This window comes from Acidipropionibacterium jensenii (assembly GCF_005890135.1).
Lineage (GTDB): Bacteria > Actinomycetota > Actinomycetes > Propionibacteriales > Propionibacteriaceae > Acidipropionibacterium > Acidipropionibacterium jensenii.
Genome location: NZ_CP040635.1, coordinates 857,404 through 875,400 on the forward strand (window position 1 = coordinate 857,404; position 17,997 = coordinate 875,400).

Sequence of the window (17,997 nt, forward strand, 5' to 3'; positions counted from 1 at the left end):
CCGCCCCGCATTGGGACCGGGTCAGGGAAGTGTGGAGATTCGATCAAGACTTCGTGGCAGCACCAGGGTGAACGACGCACCACAGCCCACCCCCGGACTGGCCGCCAGCACGTCGCCCCCATGTGCCCGGGCGACGGCTCTGGCGATGGTCAGGCCGACTCCGGTTCCGCCGTCGACGTCACGGACCCTGCGTGATCCTTGGTGGAAGAAGCGTTCGAAGACGTGGGGCACCTCACCGGCGGGTATGCCTGCGCCGGTGTCGCTGACCTGGATGGACACCGAGTCCGTGTCAGACCAGCTCGTCACACATACCTCACCCCCGCGTGGCGTGTGCTGGACGGCGTTGCGCAGCAGGTTGTCCAGGACCTGGCCGATGCGTGCAGGGTCGACATCCACCTCCACGGGGCAGTTGCCACGGGTCACCAGCTGGATACCTGCCTCGGCACAGGCTTTCGCACACGAGGTGACCGCCGATTCCACCAGGTCATCGATGCGGGTCAGCCGTAGTTCCAAGGGGATCCGCCCCTCCTCTGCCCTGGAGACCTCGGAGATGTCGGCCGCCAGCGCCGTGATGCGCTCGTTCTGGCGTTGGAGGACCTCAAGGACCTCCGGCCCATACACGGCGACTCCGTCCTGGAGGCTCTCGAGTGTCACCCGCGTCACGGACAGGGGCGTTCGCAGCTCATGGCCAAGATCGGTCAACATGCGTCGTCGGGTGGCCTCCGTGGCCGCGATCTGGGCCGCCATCCGGTTGAACTCATGGGCCACGGATTCGAGTTCGCGCCCCAGTGGCGGCATGCGCACGGGGTCGTCGTAGTTGCCGTGCGCGACCCTCTCAGCCCCCTCGGCCAGGGCATCCAGCCCTCGGATGAGGCTGCGGTTCAGCACCCATGACGTCACCGCCGCGATCATCATCGCGGCGGCAAGTCCCAATCCCAGGGAGGCCGCACCGGCGTCATGGAAGGCACGCTCGGCATGGTCCAGCACCATGGGCTGGGTGTGCCCGGCCTCGGCCATGTGCTTCTTGAACAACGGCGGGCCCATCTCCAGGGCGGTCAGGACCAGCGTGACGCTCATGGTGACCAGGACGGCGAACTGGGTCCACACCAGCCGTCGACCCCACGACAACCCGGACCACAGCTCTGATGGCCGTCCTCCCATCAGCCTCGGCCCATCCGGTAGCCCACGCCCCGCACAGTCAGCACGTAGCGGGGATCGGCGGCCTCCTCACCCAGCTTCTTGCGAAGGTGTGCCACGTGGACATCGACCAGATGGTCGTCGCCGACCCAGTCCTCGCCCCAGACCATGTCCGTGAGCTGACGCCGACTCAACACACGTCCGGGATGCGCGGACAGGGCCTTCAGCAGGTCGAACTCGGTGCGTGTCAGGTCCACCGCCACACCATCCATGGAAGCCTCGCGCGAGTCGGGATGCACCACCAGTTCCCCGATCCTGCGGGCGACGGATGCCGAAGCCGTGGATCTCGGGCGACGCAGCATCACCTGGACACGTGCGACGAGTTCGCGCGGGCTGAAGGGCTTGGTGAGGTAGTCATCCGCGCCCACGGACAACCCGATGAGCATGTCCACCTCGTCAGCTCGCGCGGTCAGCATCAGGACGTAGCAGTCGCTGAAGGTGCGCACCTTGCGACAGACCTCCACTCCGTCGAGGCCCGGAAGGCCGAGGTCGAGGATGACGACATCTGGCTGCTCCTCCCGGATCCGCGACACCGCCTCGTTCCCGTCTGCACAGGTGTCTGCGGCCATGCCGGCCCGTTCCAGGTAGTTCTTCACCGTGCCGGCCAGCACCGGTTCGTCGTCGACCACCAGCACCGAAGTGCGCGCCACATCGCTCATGGCTCCACCTCACCACGAGACCCAGCAGGCGTCACCTCGTCGGTTGCGAGGACGGGGACATGTTGTGGTTCATGCTGCCCATGTCGTGGTTCATGCCGGACATGCCACCCATGTCATGGGTCATGACGCTCGACGACGTGTCACCTCCCAGGACTGCCGGATCGACCATCCCGAAGATCATCGCCACGTGGGCCACCACGAGGAAGGCCGCCACCATCGCCACGTGCATCCGCAGACGGTTCTCACTACTGCGGCCCAGGACCCCCGCCTCGAGGAGACTGATCACGAGCATGGGCAGGCCACCGACCAGGTAGCTGAGGACCGCGATGACATCAGCCGGGCCGCGCCATCCCCCATTCATGGTCAAGGGCACCACCGCGTGGACCATCAGGTGCGTCCCGATGAAGACCCACACGGGACCGGCGAGCAGGCCAGCAGCCCGACTGAGCCTCGCCACCCACGGGGCTGCGGGCCGGTCATTGCGGCGCCCCAGCAGCATGACCAGTTCCGTGATCGCCAAGGTCTCGACCAGGATGACCGGGAGGGCCATGAACAACAGCAGGTTCCACGGTTGCCGCACCGCGAGGAGTTCCATGTAGTGGGTCATCGCCATACCAGCCGTGCCCGAGCCAGCAGTCAGGTCGGGCACGGCCAGGGCCAGCCCGACCGCGGCCACGCTGGCAATTCCCAGGAATGCGAGGGACCCACGAGCCAGGGATGAGGATTCATTCGTCGTCATGCCGCCAAGCCTCCAGGCGGCATGTCGAGCACGAGCAAGACAGTGTGAAGAAATGATCAAGATCCACCGCGAACACCGGCTGTCACCCACCTCCCCCGTCCGGACCATCGATGCCCCGGACCTGTGCAGTACCCGCAGTGGCACAGAAACCCACCAGAAGTCGACCGGCACTCGGTTCGGCCGCCTCTCTGCCGTGCACTTCTCTCGATGGCCACGCCATGACCCGTCGAGTCACAGAGTCTGGCGAGCTCGCGTGTGGGCGAGGCGATAGGAGTGGGTGCCGGTCTCGATGATGGTGGCGTTGTAGGTGAGGCGGTCGACGATCGCTGCGCACAGTCGTGGATCGGTGAAGGTGTCGGTCCAGGCGGAGAAGGACTGGTTGGAGGCGATCGCGATGGCGTTCTTCTCCTCCCGCTCGGTGAGGACCTGGAACAACAGCTCGGCCCCGCGCCGGTCGAGCTCCATGTATCCCAGTTCGTCAATGACCAGGAGATCCACTCTTCCGTAGCGGTTGATGGTCTTGGTGAGTTGCTTCTCGTCAGCGGCCTCGACGAGCTCGTTCACCAGGCGGGTGGCGAGGGTGTAGCGGACGCGGTAGCCCTGCTCGGCGGCGGCGGTCCCGAGTGCGATGAGCAGGTGGGACTTGCCGGTGCCGGAGTCCCCGATCAGGCACAGCGGGTCGCCGCGGCGGATCCAGTCCCCGGTGGCGAGCTCGTTGATGGTGGCGGGGTTGATGTTCGGGTTCGCGGTGAAGTCGAAGTCGGCCAGCCACTTCTCGCGCGGGAATCCGGCGCTCTTGATACGGCGCAGGGTAGAGCGCCGGTCACGGTCGTCGACCTCGGCCAGGAGCAGCTCGGCGAGGAAGCCCTGGTAGGTGAGTTGTTCCTTGGTGGCGGTGGTGATCGCCTCATCGACGACGGACCGGATGGTGGGCAGTCGTAGGCGGCGGCAGGCCTGGTCGATCGCGGCCTGGGCGGCTTGTTCGGTGAGGCCGTGACGACGACGAAGACCGCCCGGACGGGAGCTGCTGGTGTTGGTGGTGGTCATGGGGTTCCTGTCGGAGTGTGGTGATGGGCTTCGGCGGTGGCCGAAGCGGGGTCGGGTTGGCGACGTCGCAACAGCTCGTCGTAGGCGGTGACGCTGGGCAGGGGCCGGGTGTCCTCGGGCAGGTGCGCGATGACCTGGTGCGGGTTGGTGGGGCGTCGGGGTGGCAGGTTCACGACCGTCCCCCGCCCGGCCGGAGCGGCTGGGGCGGGTGTGTGGGTGGTGGCGTGGCGGCGGGCTTCGACGGCGACGACGTCGGGGCTGATCGCGCCCACCGACAGGGCCGAGGTGATGCCGGCGATCACCGCGTCAGACGGGAGGGATCGGTGGAGCAGGAGCACGTCGATCAACGCTTGGGTCCCGGCCACGTCGCCGCTGGTCTTGCGGGCGGCAGCCCAGAACGCGTCGTGGGCCGCGGTGAATGCTCCGGCGGCGCGGGCCTGGGCCAGGGCGGTGGAGCCGGGGAACGCGCCGGGCTTGTGCCGCAGCACTTCGAGGTAGTGGTCCAGCTCGACCCGGGTCACGCCACGGGTGCCGAGGCGGGGATGGGTGGCGACCACGGTGCGGCCCTCGAACACGACCACGCACGAGGCCCGCAGACTGACCCGGACGCGCTGCCCGATCAGGTGCGCCGGAACGGAGTACTTGACCATGCGGACGGTGATCAGGGCGGAGCGGTCGACGCGGGGGTGGAGGATCAGGCCGGGGTCGAAGTCATCGGCCGGCAACGGTGCCAGGTGGGGCAGCTCGGCGTGGTGGTCCTGCCCGATCGTGTTCGCATGGCCGGTGATGCGGCGGGTGTTGTCGTCGTGCTCCCAGGCGCGGATCTTGTCGTTGAGTTCGTCCAGGGTGGCGACCTCGGGCATCGGGGTGAGGTGGTTGCGGCGGAACCAGCCGACCTCGCCCTCGACGCCGCCTTTCTCATGGGCGCCGTCGATGCCGGGCTGGCAGTAGAACGCGTCGAAGCCGTAGTGGGAGCGGAACAGCACCCAGCGTTCGTTCTCGTCGCGTAGCCGGTCGCCGCCGTGGATGACCTGGACGACCGCGGACGTGAGGTTGTCGTAGCGGATGTGGCGGGTCGGGATGCCGCCCAGGGCGTGGAAGGCCTCGATGTGTCCTTCGAGGAAGGCCTCCTGCCCGCCGGTCGGGTAGACGCGGTGGATGGCCTTGCCCGAGTGGGACAGGCGGTAGACGAACATGTGGCACTTGGTCTTGACGCCGTCGAGGATCACGTACACCTCGCCGAAGTCGACCTCGGCCTCCGCGCCGGGGGCGTGGTCCTGCGGCACCATCGCCTCCACCCGCCGCCCGGCCTCCAGATCGATCTGCGCGCGCCTGACCCGGACGTAGTCCCGCACCGTGGAGTAGGACAGGTCGGTGGCACCGTGCTCGTCACGCAACCTGGCCAGGATCCTCGTGGCGGTGTGGCGCTGCTTGCGCGGCGCGGTCAGGTCATAGGTGAGCATCTCGTCGATCGCCGGCTTGTACGGGTCCAGACGTGGTGCGGACCGTACCGGGGTCTTGCGGGGCGGGGGTTCGGCTGCCGCGAGTGCCTGGCGAATGGTGCGGCGGTGCACCCCGTGCTTGCGCGCGAGTTCGCGGATGGACAGGCCATCGACTCGCGCGTCGTGGCGGATGTCGGCAAACAGTTGCACTCGTGACCCCATCTCGGCCTCCTCGCCTCACACCAGTGGATGGGGACCAGCGTGGAGGGGCGGGGCCAATTCAGACCGTCAACACCCCGGCAGGCTGCACGTGGGGCCGATTCAGGCCGTCACAACGGGGCCAAACCAAGCTGTCACAACCAGGTGGTGCCGCCCGTGATCCCCGGGCCGGGATGGGCCTCACGCGCCGACGGCCTCAGGACGACTCGGTGCGGTAGCCGCTGGGGGTGAACCCCAGAACGGTGCGGAAATCACTGGTGAGGTGGGCGTGGTCGGCGTAGCCGAGATCGGCGGCGATCGTCGCGAGGGAGACGTCGGGGTGCTCGCGCACCAGTTGTGCGGCCTCCTGCAGTCGTCGACGCCGGATGATGGCGGCCGGTGGCAGGCCGATGTACCGGTGCGTCATACGTTGTAGCGTGCGCAGCGACACCGCGAGCCGCACGGCCGCCTCGGTGGGGGTGTTCGCGCCGCCCTCGCCGATCAGCACGTCGGGCATCATGTTCGCGTGCCGGGCGACGGACGGGATCTCGCCCGCCCGGTCGCTGAGCCATTGCGCGACGATGTCGACCGCGTGATCATGCCGATCGGCCGGGGCATCCGCCTCATGATCAACCGCCTCCTGACCCGCCACCTGGCCTGCCACCGGCACTCCTGCCTCCGGGCCCGCCCCCGGCTCTCCCACCAACGCCTCTCCAGCCATTGCCGCGACGACCCGGGCGTGAAGAGTGGGAGCGCTGAGGGGCTGCTCGACGTCGACCAGAGAGCTCGCGTCCGATGTCAGGGCGCCCACCGCCGCGGGGCGCAGGAGTGCGCCCACCGCCCAACCGCAGCCGCGCAGCACCCGCTCGCTCATCCGCGTCGTCGCGCCCACGAGCGACACCCCGTGCGGCTCGACGACCAGGTTCAGCGCCGGGTAGCCGAGGACCGTCTGGCGCGACACGACGCCCGGTTCGAGATCCCACTCCGGTATCCAGAACCACTGGACCAGATCCGCTGTGACCGGTGGGGGCGCATATCGATGGAACGCGGTCAGTCGCGACGGGAACAGCACCCCTCGGGACGGGTCGACCATGGGCCCACGGTAGCCGAGCCGAGAAGGTGGCGCGCATCTCCAAGCGGCCGGACCCGCGCCCGCCGCACGATGGGTGCCATGACTGAGCAGAACACGCCGAGCCGGGGCGTCACCGGCACATTCACGACGGACGGCCGGCCTCACGGCGTGACCTCTCTGCCCCCATTCCTCGCCCTGACCGATGCCGCCGGGGCGATCGAGTTCTACCGCGACGTCTTCGGCGCACGCGTCATCGACGTCACCGAGATGAACGGCCAGGTTGCTCACGCCGACCTCGACCTCGGACTCGGACAGCTCCAGCTGGGAGTCCCCAGCCCGGACTACCGGCTCGTGCCACCACCGGACGCCGACCAGGCCTGCTACTCACTCGGGCTCTACGTACCCGACGTCGACGCCGTCGTCGCGAGAGCGGTCGCAGCCGGTGCCACCATTCGCGAAGAGCTCTCCACCTTCGTCTCGGGTGACCGCTACGCCAGCATCTGCGACCCGTTCGGCGTCCGATGGTCGGTGATGAGCCGTGTCGAGGACCTGTCCGAGGAGGAGAGTTCCCGCCGGGTCGCGGAATGGGCCGCGTCGTACTCGTCGAGCTGATCTCTAGAGTCCTCAAGTACCTCAAGGCGCACAGCGCCGAATAGCCCGGACGATCTCGGAGAGGGTTCGCGGGCGGTCGCCATCGTGTCTCCGGGGCATCGAATTCTGAGTGACCGGGGCACTACTGTGGTCGGTGAGCGTTGTTCCCTCGCGACTCAGCATCTCGACCGCATCCGCGGCACGACGGCTCTCCGGCACCGACGCCGGACGGGCCATGATCGCCAGGACACCGCTGTCGAAGGTTGTTGCTCGTCGAAGGAGAAGAGCAGATGCGAGTCGGAGTCCCCACCGAGATCAAGAACAACGAGTTCCGGGTGGCGATCACCCCCGCCGGAGTGCACGCCCTCACCGACCACGGCCACCAGGTCCTGGTGCAGAAGGGCGCCGGACTGGGCTCGTCGATCACCGACGCCGAGTACCTGCGGGCGGGGGCGACGATCGTCGACGACCCCCGTGCGGTCTGGGACGGCGCCGACATGATCCTCAAGGTCAAGGAGCCCGTCCCCGAGGAGTACGAGCTGATGCACGAGGGGATGGTGCTGTTCACCTACTTGCACCTGGCCGCCAACCGCCCCCTCACCCAGGCCCTGCTGGACCGCAGGATCACCTCGATCGCCTACGAGACCGTCGAGACCGACTCGCACGCCCTGCCCCTGCTCTCCCCGATGTCGGAGATCGCCGGGCGGCTGGCCACCCAGGTCGGCGCGCACTGCCTCATGCAGCCCTACGGCGGCAAGGGCACCCTGCTGGGCGGTGGCACCGGCGTCCACAAGGGCGACGTCGTCGTCCTCGGCGGCGGGGTGGTGGGGCTGTGCGCGGCCCGGGTCGCCATCGGGATGGGCGCCCGGGTGCGACTCTTCGACGTCGATGAGGAGCGGATGCGCTATATCGAGGAGGTCACCGGCGGCGCCGTGGACACCGAGTTCTCCACCTCGCTGGGAGTCGGGCAGGCCTGCACGGAGGCCGATCTGGTGATCGGATCGGTACTGGTCCCCGGGGCCCGCACACCCCATCTGGTGAGCCACGAGATGGTCACCGCGATGTCTCCCGGCTCGGTCCTGGTCGACGTCGCCATCGACCAGGGAGGCTGCTTCGCCGACTCCCACCCGACCACCCACGACGACCCGACCTTCCGGGTCGCCGACACCGTCTTCTACTGCGTCGCCAACATGCCGGGCGCGGTCCCCCACACCGCCACCCATGCCCTCACCAACGCCACCCTGCGGTACGCCACCCTGCTCGCCGACACCGGATGGCAGGGCGCCCTCACCGCCCGGCCGGATCTGGCCCGGGGGCTGACCACCTACGACGGGAAGCTGGTCAGCGTCCCGGTGGGTCAGGCCCTGGGGATCGCATCCTCCCCGATCGGAGACCTCATCGGCTGAACCCCGCGCACGCACCTCGTCTCCCTACTGCCCGAGCGCCCCGGCGGCCGTGGATCGATCCCGGTCCATCTTTCGCGGCACAATGCCGGGGTGAACAGTCCCGTGACAGATGACATGGAGGACGCCGCCGCGGAGCCGGTCGACGTCGTCCTCACCGGCACCGTGTTCTGGGATCTGGTGATGACGGGACTGCCCCGGATCCCGGCCAATGGCGAGGAGATCCGGGCCGACCGGATGGCCACCGCACCGGGCGGGGTGGCCAATCTGGCCGTCGCCGCCTCCCGGCTGGGGGTGTTCACATCTTTGGCGACGACCTTCGGGGCCGACATGGCCGGCCGGTTCTGCTCCTCGATGCTGGCCGCCGAGGGAATCGATCTGGGCTCCTCGAGGGTCTGCGAGGGCTGGACAACGCCGGTCACGGTCTCGGTGACCCATGCCGGGGACCGGCGGATGTTCACCCACCAGAGCCCGGCCCCGGTCTCCACCGACGACCTGCTGGCCGGCGTCCGCCCTCCTCGGGCGGCTCTGGTCGACCTGGATCAGCTGCATTCCGGGCAGGGCGCGTCGTGGACCAGAGCCGCGGCCGACGCGGGGACCGCGGTGATCGCCGACATCGGCTTCGACGAGACCGGCCGGTGGGACCGCGGGGTCCTCGACGAGCTCGCCTGGTGCCGGGCCTTCCTGCCCAATGCCGTCGAGGCGATGGGGCTCACCCGCCGCGACTCTCCGCGCGAGGCGGCCCGGGACCTGGCCGACACGGTGCCGGTGGTGGTCGTCACCGACGGCCTGTCGGGGGCCTGGGCCGTTGACGCCGGCAGCGGCGAGGAGTGCCACGTCGGGGCGATCCCGGTCCCGGCGGACCAGGTGGTCGACGCGACCGGGGCCGGCGACGTCTTCGATGCCGCCTTCACCTGGGCGACGCTGTCCGGCTGGCCGCTGGGGCAGCGTCTGGACCTGGCCAGTCTGGCCTCCAGCCTCGCGGTGCGCGGCCTCACCGGCTCGATGGCCGCCCCCGGCTGGGCGGAGATCGGCGCCTGGTGGCAGGGCCTCGGCGACTCCTCCGACGACCAGGCGATGCGACGCCGGTTCGGCTTCCTGGCCGACTGCGCACTGGATGCGCCGGCGGTGGCGCCGGCTCCCCTGACGATCGGATGGGACCTCTGAGGGGCTCCTTTTCCGCTGGTTGGCTGCTCGGTGCTGGTGCGGCCCTGGCCTTGGAGGGTTTCCGGACCCGGCCTGGCTTCGACAGCGGTCCTCGCCGGCCAGGCCACACACCCCGTAGTCCCTCAGCACCCACCCTCCAGCCACTCCCCGACCCCATCCACCGAGGTTTGGTCGACTTTGGGGCACTACACGCACCCAAACTCGACCACACCTCCTGCTCCACCGGCCTCCGGGCCTCACTGGGCCTCGGGGCCGGGCCCACACCGCCTCAAAGGCCACCTCGGCCGTCTGACCGCACAACCATCTGTCCGGGATTCGGGATCGACCCCATTCACCGAGGTTCGGTCGACTTCGGGGCCGTAGACGCACCCAAATTCGACCACACCCCCTGCCATGCCGGGCCACAGCCCTCGCCAGCCCCCGCCGGCCCTCGCCAGCCCTCGGCGACCAGTCCACACACCCCGTGAGACCTCAGCATCAACACCGACCCCGAGCGAGATAATCAGTCCGGCCCCGAGGGAGACCATAATGAGCGTTCCTCTTGATCACCTCGTCCTGCTCGTCCCCCACATCGACGACTACGTCGACGAGTTCGCCCGGGTCACCGGCGTCCCCCGGTGTTCGGCGGAAGCCACCCCGGCAGGGGCACCAAGAACTACCTGGTGCGGCTCGACGCCGAGGCCGTGAGCACTCCCGGCAACCCCTCCTACCTCGAACTGCTCGGGCTCGACGACGCCCAGCCCGACGTCGCCCCGGAAGACACCATGTTCGGGGTGGGACGCCGTGGACCCGACCCGCGGCCGGCCCTGGTGACCTGGGCGATGCACCCCGCCGACATCGAGGCGACGGCGGCCGAGGCGACCGCCGCTGGGGTGGCGGTCGGCACCGTCGAGGCATGGTCGCGCACCGCCCCCGACGGCTCCCTGCTGAGATGGCGGGTCTCGATGAACCCGGCCCTGCCACTGGGCGGGCTGCAGCCCTTCCTCATCGACTGGGGGACGACTGCCCATCCCGCCAGCAATCCGGCCCTCGACGAGATCCGGCTGCTGGGCCTGAGGTTCGAGACCCCCAACCCGCAGGCCCTCGGGAACGCCCTGGCGGGGCTCGGCCTGACGGATCTGCCGCCGATCCGATTCGGGCTGGTGCCCACCATCACGGCCTCCCTCCAGACCCCCAACGGCCCCCTCGAACTGCGCTGATCCCCCGAAAGGACACCCCATGAACCACCGTCTCGGCATCATCGGATTCGGCCAGATGGGCGGAGCGATCGGCTCCGGCCTGGTCGCCAACGGAGCCCTCGAGGCCGGCCAGGTGACGGCCTGGGATCTCTCCCCGGATGCCCGTGGGCACGCCACCGAGGTGGGCATCGCCACCGTCGGAAGCGTCGCCGAGTTGTGCTCGGCCTGCGACATCGTGCTGCTGTCGGTCAAGCCCCAGGACGCCCCGACGGTGCTCGAGCAGGCTGGTGCCGGGCTGGCCGGCAAGGCCGTCGTCTCGATCGTCGCCGGCTGGGACGTGGAGACCTTGTCCGCCCACCTTCCCGAGAGCGCCCGGGTGCTGCGCGTGATGCCGAACACCCCGGCCCGGGTCGCTGCTGGAGCCTTCGGGATGTCGGAGGCGACCACCGTGACCGATGCCGAGAAGGCCACGATCCAGGACTGGTTCTCGACGATCGGGCTGGTCGAGTGGGTGCCCGAGAAGCTGATGGATGCCGTCACCGGGCTGTCGGGAGGGATCCCGGCCTATGCGGCGATCATCGTCGACGCGCTGGCCGACGGCGGGGTGCAGCAGGGGTTGAAGCGACCGGTGGCCCGGCGACTGGTGCTGCAATCGCTGCTGGGCAGTGCTCAACTGATGCTCGAGACCGATCTGGGGCCCGGGGATCTGAAGGACGCGGTCTGCTCCCCTGCCGGCACGACGATCGAAGGAGTCCGGGCGATGGAGAGGGCAGGCGTCCGATCGGGACTCTCCGAGGCCGTCATCGCGGCCTCGCGACGAGCCTCGGAGCTGTGAGGACGATCCCTCCTGTAGTCGGCGGCCTTCGTCCGCGGCCGTCAGCGGGGTGTGGCGACGGTCCCCGCCCGATCGGGACAAGGCCGCTGCAGTAGATGCGAGTACTCCCGGCCTCGACACAGCACATGGCCGCCCAGGCCCCTTGAGGTCTGGTCGAGTTGGGGGCACTACACGCACCCAAACTCGACCACACCTCCTGCTCGGTCGGCCGTAGAGCCTCGCTGAGCCTCAAAGCCCGAGGAGAGCAGGCGACGGCCACCGCCCGCGCAGAACTGTCACAGCCTTCTGACATCATCGAGGAATCAACGATGAGGAGGCCGCCGCGCCGTGGCCTCGACAACAACTCCACAGGAGAGTCCGATGAGCGGAGCGCCCCGGCACATGAACCACACCAGTGCGGGCCAGAACCTGAGAAATGTCCCGGCCGTGCTGCCCGGTCTCGAGCAGGTCATGACGCTCATCAACTCCGACCGGGTCAAGTCGCAGTCGGGGTGGCGCACCATGACGCCCACACCATGGGGATACGTCGAAGCCGTCCAGCGGAGCAACGGCGGCTTCGACTGGCACATCGGCGTCCCGAACCGCAACCGCAGCGTCGCTGAGATTCACCAGGCCGTCGCTGCGGCGACGCAGGGGGTATTCGCGCCGCTCAGCGACGGCGGACGGTTCACCCGGGCCCAGCTCTTCGGCATCGTGGCCGGCTCTCTCACCTGCCTTGTCGCAACGTCCATCGCCGGCGGGAACGGCCTGGGAACCATGCTAGGTCTGGCAGCTCTTGCGGCACTGTGGGGCATCCCGATGGGAGAGCGGAACAAGCGGCACCAGGCTGTGGCGGACATGTGCACATTCATCGATCCGTCGACGTTGACCGGCCCGAGAGGACGATGCCTTACGGCCCTGGCGCACCTCGCGGAGATGCCGGGAGTCACCGAGTCCACCGCGGCGGCGATGACTCGCTGCACACAGCAGGGGCCCGCGAGCCCAGCGGCGGCGGACCTGGCCGAGGCGTCGGTCACCGTGATGTCGAGGGCGCTCGGCAGCCCTGTCGTCGATGACACCATCGCCACCGTGATCTCGGTCCTGGATCTCGTCCCCTTCGGCGCCGAGAGAACCGTCATCGACACCACCCAGCAGATGCACGCCCTGGCCACCAAGTTGCAGGGCTGGAAATCGACGCAGATCGCGCACATGCGCCGCGACGCGCAGCAGAACCACAACCGCCGGCAGGAGGAGGCGGAACTCTCGTCGAGGACGTACGTGGACCAGGTCGTCACCCCCTCGATGGAGGCGATCAATCGCATTCTCGACGCGGAGGCGCGGGACGACCGCGATTGGTGATCGGTCGCTGCACGGCCAGCCTCCCGTCGGCCACTCCGGTCCTCGCAGATGAGAAATCGGCCGCCAGCGGGAGGACGTGCTGGTCCGGCTCCAGCCTCAGCACCGCAGGTGCCACACTCATGCTTGAGACTGAGCAGCACCGCGTAGAGGGCCCGTCCGGCCCTTGAGGTTCGGTCGAGTTGGGGCCACTACACGCACCCGAAGTCGACCACATCTCCAGCCCGTCGAGGCGCCAAAGCCGCACGAAACCTCGAAGTAGCCCCAGCCCGCCCGCAAGTCAGTCGGAACTGGGACCCGATCCGCCAGCCGAGTTCCCCTGCCCGCGACGCTTACGTTCCCGGAGCCTGTCCCACTCGGCGAGCTTCTCGCCGATGATCTGCTCGTACCCGTTACGGGTGGGCCGGTACAGCGTCGGCCGGTCCACCCCCTCGGGGAAGTAGTCGGCCCCGGAGAACCCGTCTGCGGTCTCGGGGTCGTACTGGTAGCCCTTCCCGTACCCCAGGTTCTTCATGAGTCGGGTGGGTGCGTTGAGGATGTGGGCGGGCGGGGTGAGGGAACCCGTTCTGCGCGCCAGCCGCTGGGCCCCGCCGAAGCCGCGGTACACCGCGATCGACTTCGGCGCGGTGGCCAGGTAGACGACGGCCTGGGCGATGGCGAGCTCCCCCTCCGGGGAGCCCAGGCGCTGATAGACGTCCCATGCCGCCAGGGCCTGCTGCACCGCCTGGGGATCGGCGATCCCGCCGTCCTCGGTGGCGTACCGCACCACCCGGCGGGCGATGAGACAGCGGGTCCTCGCCCCCGTAGAGCATTCTCGCCAGCCAGTACAGCGCCGCGTCGGGGTCGGATCCGCGCATCGACTTGTGGAGGGCCGAGATGAGGTTGTAGTGACCCTCCTGCGCCTTGTCGTAGGCCGGTGCGCGCTTCTGGGCGACCTCGGTGAGGGTGGCCATGTCGATCGGGCCCGGCAGTGCGAACAGCTGCTCAACCAGGTTGAGCAGGTAGCGTCCGTCGCCGTCGGCCATCGCCACCAGTGCGTCGCGGGCGTCGTCGTCGATGGGGAGGGTGGTCCCGGTGAGGGCCTCCGCGCGGTCGATCAGGGTGTCCAGCGCCCGGTCGTCGAGGCGTTTCAGCACGTAGACCTGACAGCGCGACAGCAGGGCGCCGTTCAGCTCGAAACTGGGATTCTCGGTGGTCGCCCCGACGAGGATGATCGTGCCGTCCTTGACGTAGGGGAGGAAGGAGTCCTGCTGGGCGCGGTTGAACCGGTGCACCTCGTCGATGAACAGCAGGGTGCCCTGTCCGACCTCTCGACGCCGGGACGCCGCCGCGAACACCTTGCGCAGATCGGCGACCCCGGAGAAGGTGGCCGACAGTGGTTCGAAGGCCAGGCCGGTAGCCTCGGCCAGGAGTCGGGCGATGGTGGTCTTCCCGCAGCCAGGCGGACCCCACAGGATCATCGAGACGAGCCGGTGGTCGGCGACCATCCGTCCGATCGGGCCGTCAGGAGACAGCAGGTGGTCCTGCCCGACGACGTTGGCCAGGCTTGTCGGGCGCAGACGGTCGGCCAACGGTCGGGAGGAGTTGTCGACCTCGAACAGTGAGGGCGGATCGGAACGCATGACTCGGCCTTTCTTCCGGCTCACCCTACGATCCTGACACGGGGTACTCACATCGGTGTGAGGTCGGCAACGCAGACCGCTCCAGTGCCCCTCAGGCTCCCCCATCATCCGTCGCCGTACACCACTGGCGACAGACTCAGACGGCCGGCTGGAGGCGCGCAAATCGATTTGCGGTACTCCGCAGTCGGCACCCTCTAATTATTGCCAGAATTTGCCGTATATGGACTACTCAAAACCTTCCTAATCGATTCACCGAAGACCGATGAGTCATTCAGCAATCGACGTCTTAGAATCGCAGATCACGGCATGTCCTCGCTGAATTCACCGAGCGGCGAGAGTGGATACGCGCTCTGACCAATAGTCCTCGCACGAGATCGCGCTTTATTCCTCACCGCCAACATGCTCACCTGAATATCTGGCGGAGCGCAACAGACAAGTCATTACCGGTCCCGTCCATCAGGTTATGGACAACCGACTCGTGGGAAAAGACTCTAGAAAGCAGGACCTTCGCATCTTTCTCTTCACGTTTAATTGCGCGCTCCGATAATGATGTTGTGCAATCCGCTCCATTCCGGCAAGACAGGCTGGCTTTCGCGCATGTTCTTGGTATATCCAAGTAGTTCCATTCATCCCCATTCTGAAAGTACTTGAACCACTCCAGAAAATTGCCTAGATCAGCATAGGCTTGAACTACTGCAGTCTCTGTCAAGTAGTTCTCAAGTTCTCGGCGGTCCAAAAGGTGCACGAAGTCACTGCTACTTCTAGAATTTTTCGACCAGTCAAGGTATTTTTTAGCAGCGGGCTTCAACTTGGCATTCGGACCATCCTTGTCGCTATCTAGTGTCCTGAGTCGGAAGTTTCTGGTTGGTCGTTGGTGTGGTTGAGGATGGTGCAGTAGGCCGCGAGGGTGGAGAGGATTTGGTCGGCGGTCTTGGTCCAGATGAAGGGTTTGGGATCGTGGTTCCACTGGTTGATCCAGGCTTGGATGTCGGCTTTCAGTTCGGTGACTGACCGGTGTGCCGAACCGTGGAGTTTCCGGCAGGTCAACTCGGCGAACCAGCGCTCGACCAGGTTCAACCACGACGAGTAGGTCGGGGTGAAGTGCAGATGGAACCGGGGGTGACGCAGCAGCCACGTGTGGACCTTCTGGGTCTTGTGAGTGGCGTAGTTGTCCAGGACCAGGTGCAGGTCCAAGTCCTGGGGCACGGCCTTGTCGATGGTGGTCAGGAAACCGATGAACTGGGCAGCGGTGTGCCGGGCGTGGTGCTCTGCGATCACCGAACCCGAGGCGATGTCCAGGGCGGCGAACAGGCTCGTGGTGCCATGACGCACATAGTCGTGGGAGGCCTTGGCCGGGCTGGTCGGCAGCACCGGAAGGATCGGGGCGGTCCGGTCCAGGGCCTGGATCTGGGTTTTCTCATCGACCGCCAGCACCAGGGCGTCAGCTGGCGGGTCCATGTACAGGCCGACCACGTCGCGGACCTTGTCGACGAACTCGGGATCGGTCGAGAGTTTCCAGGAATCGATCGCCTGGGGCTTCAGTCCGAAGGCCCGCCACACCCGAGAGACCATGGACTGGCTCATCCCGGAGGCCTGCGCTGCGCTACGGGTGGACCATGCCCGGTCCCCGTTCGCCGGCTTGGAGTGCAAGGTCCTCTCGACCAGGGCCTGGACAGCCTCGTCGGTGACAGCACGCGGCCGCCCGGGACGGGGCGCGTCCTCCAGACCGTCAAGCCGGTCGGCGGCGAAGCGGGACCGCCACTTACCGACTGTGGTCCGCGAGCAACCCACCAGCTCGGCCGCCCGCCCGATCGTGGCCCCACCGTCGAGTTCCAGAATGATCCGGGCTCGCCGCGCCCGCCAGGCCGCCAGGGTTCGCCCGCGTGTCCAGCCCTCCAGCACGGCACGTTCCTCGTCGGTCAAGTGCACGGGTTCAGTCCTGGGACTCGCCATGAGAAGAGTCTACCAATCCTGACCAGAAACTTCCGACTCAGGACACTAGAAGATACCAACCTTTCGCACGTATTGGGTTCAGCCGATTCTCCCAAAGCTCTGCCGCTCCGCATCCACCCATTGGGATAAAACAGAGTTCCCCAGCCGCCTCTAGTTTTCTTATGTCCACTATCATACCGGGATAGACAGCTGCGATACCATCAGTAAGATACCGAAGTGACTCAATATCATTCTTCCCCTCGACATATAGGAACTGCGACACGGAAGTGTGGGAGAATATCCCCATTGACTGAGACAGTTTGCGCAACAGCACTGCCGGATTCTTCTCATCTCCTGCTACCCACAGTCTCTCCCTATTTTTGCCGACCTCTAAATACCTAACCGATTCAATTGGAAGATCTCGCACCAGGTTAGAACTGTGCGTTGTGATAACCACTTGACGGCCATCGAATTCAGAAATCTCGCGAAATACTTCAATTGCCTCTCGCTGAAGATCCGGATGGAGCGCTGTTTCAGGTTCCTCGACAGCGATCACCACACCACGATCATACTTTTCGGAGTCTACGGTGTCTATCCTGTCGATATCTGCATGAAAGAAGCTCAGCAGCACGAGTCTTCTTGTGCCACTTCCATGCTTGTTTAGTGCTACACCTACGTCATCTACGAACTGGACCGCAGAGAACGCCTTCTCCCAGTTTGGTTCAGTCTCGATGGGAGATAGGCTATCGGCCAACCCCGGATCAATCTCAGCCAGCTTTGATACGACCCTCCCGAGGAGATCAGAAATCTCTTCTCTGATTTCTTGGGAAAGCTTTGCCAACTGGTCCGTTCGGCGCCCTAGAACGGCTTTTACCGCAAGTTTTGCTGGATCCTGAGCGATCTGGTCAGAGTCTGTACCTTGCCTATCAGCTTCAAAAAGCTCAAACATTGGATAGTAGCGCTCAAGCGATGTCGCAATTTGCTTTCCATCCTCAGCATCAAGTGCCACGAACTCCTCCTCGTCCGTGGCCTCATAATTCGCCGTCCATTTATCCCAGATTGCCCTTCGTATCTGCTTATTGACTCGCTTATCACTTACTCGGTCAAGAACACCCTCGTCTTTGGCGATACGCTTGAGTTCACCGTTCTTTGCCGCGACCAACGGTTTTGATTCGTCCTTGATTGGCTGGAGCGACTTCGCATATACAGTTGGTTGAGTCTTCCCCTTTTGCCACCGTTTCTCGACAGTTAGACCTCCACTAGAGTCCAGCAAGAACTCTTCCTCGAGGGTTGTCTCTACGGTGCTATCGATCACTACTCGTTCCGGAAGCGAGGTAAAGCACAGACAAACACGTATCTCATCAATGCCACCTACTGAATAGTCTCCCGGATCAGGCTTATGTGAGTCTAGGAACATTCTGAGAGCCGCAAAGACAGTGCTCTTACCAGCATCATTTTTCCCTGTAAGTGTTGTGAAATTCCCGAATTCTAGATGGACCCGGTTCTTGTACGCCCTCAGACCCTCGATCTCAATCCAGCGTATTTTCACGATCGTCCTTCCGTCGAGGACTCGCCGCTTA

15 protein-coding genes and 1 pseudogene are annotated in these 17,997 nt (G+C 66.3%); 6 read left to right on the forward strand and 10 right to left on the reverse strand.

What is annotated here, in order from left to right; all coding sequences use genetic code 11:
- Positions 1–21: 21 nt before the first annotated feature.
- The 6 genes from FEZ32_RS03810 to FEZ32_RS03835 all read right to left on the reverse strand — a co-directional run bounded on the left by FEZ32_RS03810 (position 22) and on the right by FEZ32_RS03835 (position 6,375).
- Positions 22–1,161 carry a sensor histidine kinase gene (locus FEZ32_RS03810; RefSeq protein ID WP_175415712.1) on the reverse strand — a complete coding sequence of 380 codons (1,140 nt, stop codon included), beginning with the start codon at positions 1,159–1,161 and terminating at the stop codon, positions 22–24.
- Complete coding sequence (locus tag FEZ32_RS03815; RefSeq protein ID WP_027586301.1) at positions 1,161–1,856, reverse strand: response regulator transcription factor; 696 nt, start codon at positions 1,854–1,856, stop codon at positions 1,161–1,163. The genes FEZ32_RS03810 and FEZ32_RS03815 overlap by 1 nt, the downstream gene beginning before the upstream one ends.
- A 31-nt stretch (positions 1,857–1,887) precedes the next feature.
- Positions 1,888–2,595: a DUF6803 family protein gene (locus FEZ32_RS03820; RefSeq protein WP_138679967.1), complete on the reverse strand. Its 708-nt coding sequence runs from the start codon at positions 2,593–2,595 to the stop codon at positions 1,888–1,890.
- Between the two features lie 231 nt (positions 2,596–2,826).
- The gene (istB, locus tag FEZ32_RS03825; protein ID WP_027586303.1) at positions 2,827–3,642 is read right to left on the reverse strand and encodes an IS21-like element helper ATPase IstB; all 816 of its coding nucleotides are present in this window, start codon (positions 3,640–3,642) and stop codon (positions 2,827–2,829) included.
- Positions 3,639–5,306, reverse strand: coding sequence for an IS21 family transposase (istA, locus tag FEZ32_RS03830; RefSeq protein ID WP_138679968.1), 1,668 nt, complete (start codon positions 5,304–5,306; stop codon positions 3,639–3,641). Before istA ends, istB begins: the two co-directional genes overlap by 4 nt.
- 193 nt (positions 5,307–5,499) lie before the next feature.
- On the reverse strand, positions 5,500–6,375 hold the full coding sequence (locus tag FEZ32_RS03835; protein ID WP_138679969.1) for a helix-turn-helix domain-containing protein: 876 nt from the start codon (positions 6,373–6,375) through the stop codon (positions 5,500–5,502).
- Between the two features lie 78 nt (positions 6,376–6,453).
- Here FEZ32_RS03835 and FEZ32_RS03840 point away from each other — a divergent pair, with 78 nt between their 5' ends.
- The 6 genes from FEZ32_RS03840 (at position 6,454) to FEZ32_RS03865 (ending at position 12,866) form a co-directional block, all read left to right on the forward strand.
- A complete protein-coding gene (locus FEZ32_RS03840; RefSeq protein ID WP_138679970.1) occupies positions 6,454–6,966 on the forward strand; it encodes a VOC family protein in 513 nt (170 codons plus the stop codon).
- 269 nt (positions 6,967–7,235) lie between these two features.
- Positions 7,236–8,351, forward strand: a complete 1,116-nt coding sequence (gene ald / locus FEZ32_RS03845) for an alanine dehydrogenase (RefSeq protein ID WP_138679971.1) — start codon at positions 7,236–7,238, stop codon at positions 8,349–8,351.
- Between the two features lie 90 nt (positions 8,352–8,441).
- Positions 8,442–9,515, forward strand: coding sequence for a carbohydrate kinase family protein (locus FEZ32_RS03850; RefSeq protein ID WP_138679972.1), 1,074 nt, complete (start codon positions 8,442–8,444; stop codon positions 9,513–9,515).
- Between the two features lie 617 nt (positions 9,516–10,132).
- Entirely contained in the window at positions 10,133–10,714 is a 582-nt protein-coding gene (locus FEZ32_RS03855; protein ID WP_138679973.1) for a VOC family protein, read from the forward strand.
- A 19-nt stretch (positions 10,715–10,733) separates the two neighbouring features.
- Complete coding sequence (gene proC / locus FEZ32_RS03860) at positions 10,734–11,528, forward strand: pyrroline-5-carboxylate reductase (protein WP_138679974.1); 795 nt, start codon at positions 10,734–10,736, stop codon at positions 11,526–11,528.
- A 360-nt stretch (positions 11,529–11,888) separates the two neighbouring features.
- Entirely contained in the window at positions 11,889–12,866 is a 978-nt protein-coding gene (locus FEZ32_RS03865) for a hypothetical protein (protein ID WP_138679975.1), read from the forward strand.
- A gap of 277 nt (positions 12,867–13,143) precedes the next feature.
- Here the strand turns inward: FEZ32_RS03865 and FEZ32_RS14030 are convergent, their stop codons facing one another.
- The 4 genes and pseudogenes from FEZ32_RS14030 to FEZ32_RS03880 form a co-directional block, all read right to left on the reverse strand.
- Positions 13,144–13,632 carry an AAA family ATPase gene (locus tag FEZ32_RS14030; protein WP_276338770.1) on the reverse strand — a complete coding sequence of 163 codons (489 nt, stop codon included), beginning with the start codon at positions 13,630–13,632 and terminating at the stop codon, positions 13,144–13,146.
- A gap of 46 nt (positions 13,633–13,678) precedes the next feature.
- Positions 13,679–14,593, reverse strand: a pseudogene (locus tag FEZ32_RS14035) (replication-associated recombination protein A); the annotation flags it as partial.
- 729 nt (positions 14,594–15,322) lie between these two features.
- On the reverse strand, positions 15,323–16,438 hold the full coding sequence (locus FEZ32_RS03875) for an IS630 family transposase (protein ID WP_138679865.1): 1,116 nt from the start codon (positions 16,436–16,438) through the stop codon (positions 15,323–15,325).
- Positions 16,439–16,475: 37 nt separating this feature from the next.
- Positions 16,476–17,966, reverse strand: coding sequence for an ATP-binding protein (locus FEZ32_RS03880; protein WP_175415713.1), 1,491 nt, complete (start codon positions 17,964–17,966; stop codon positions 16,476–16,478).
- Between the last annotated feature and the right edge of the window lie 31 nt (positions 17,967–17,997).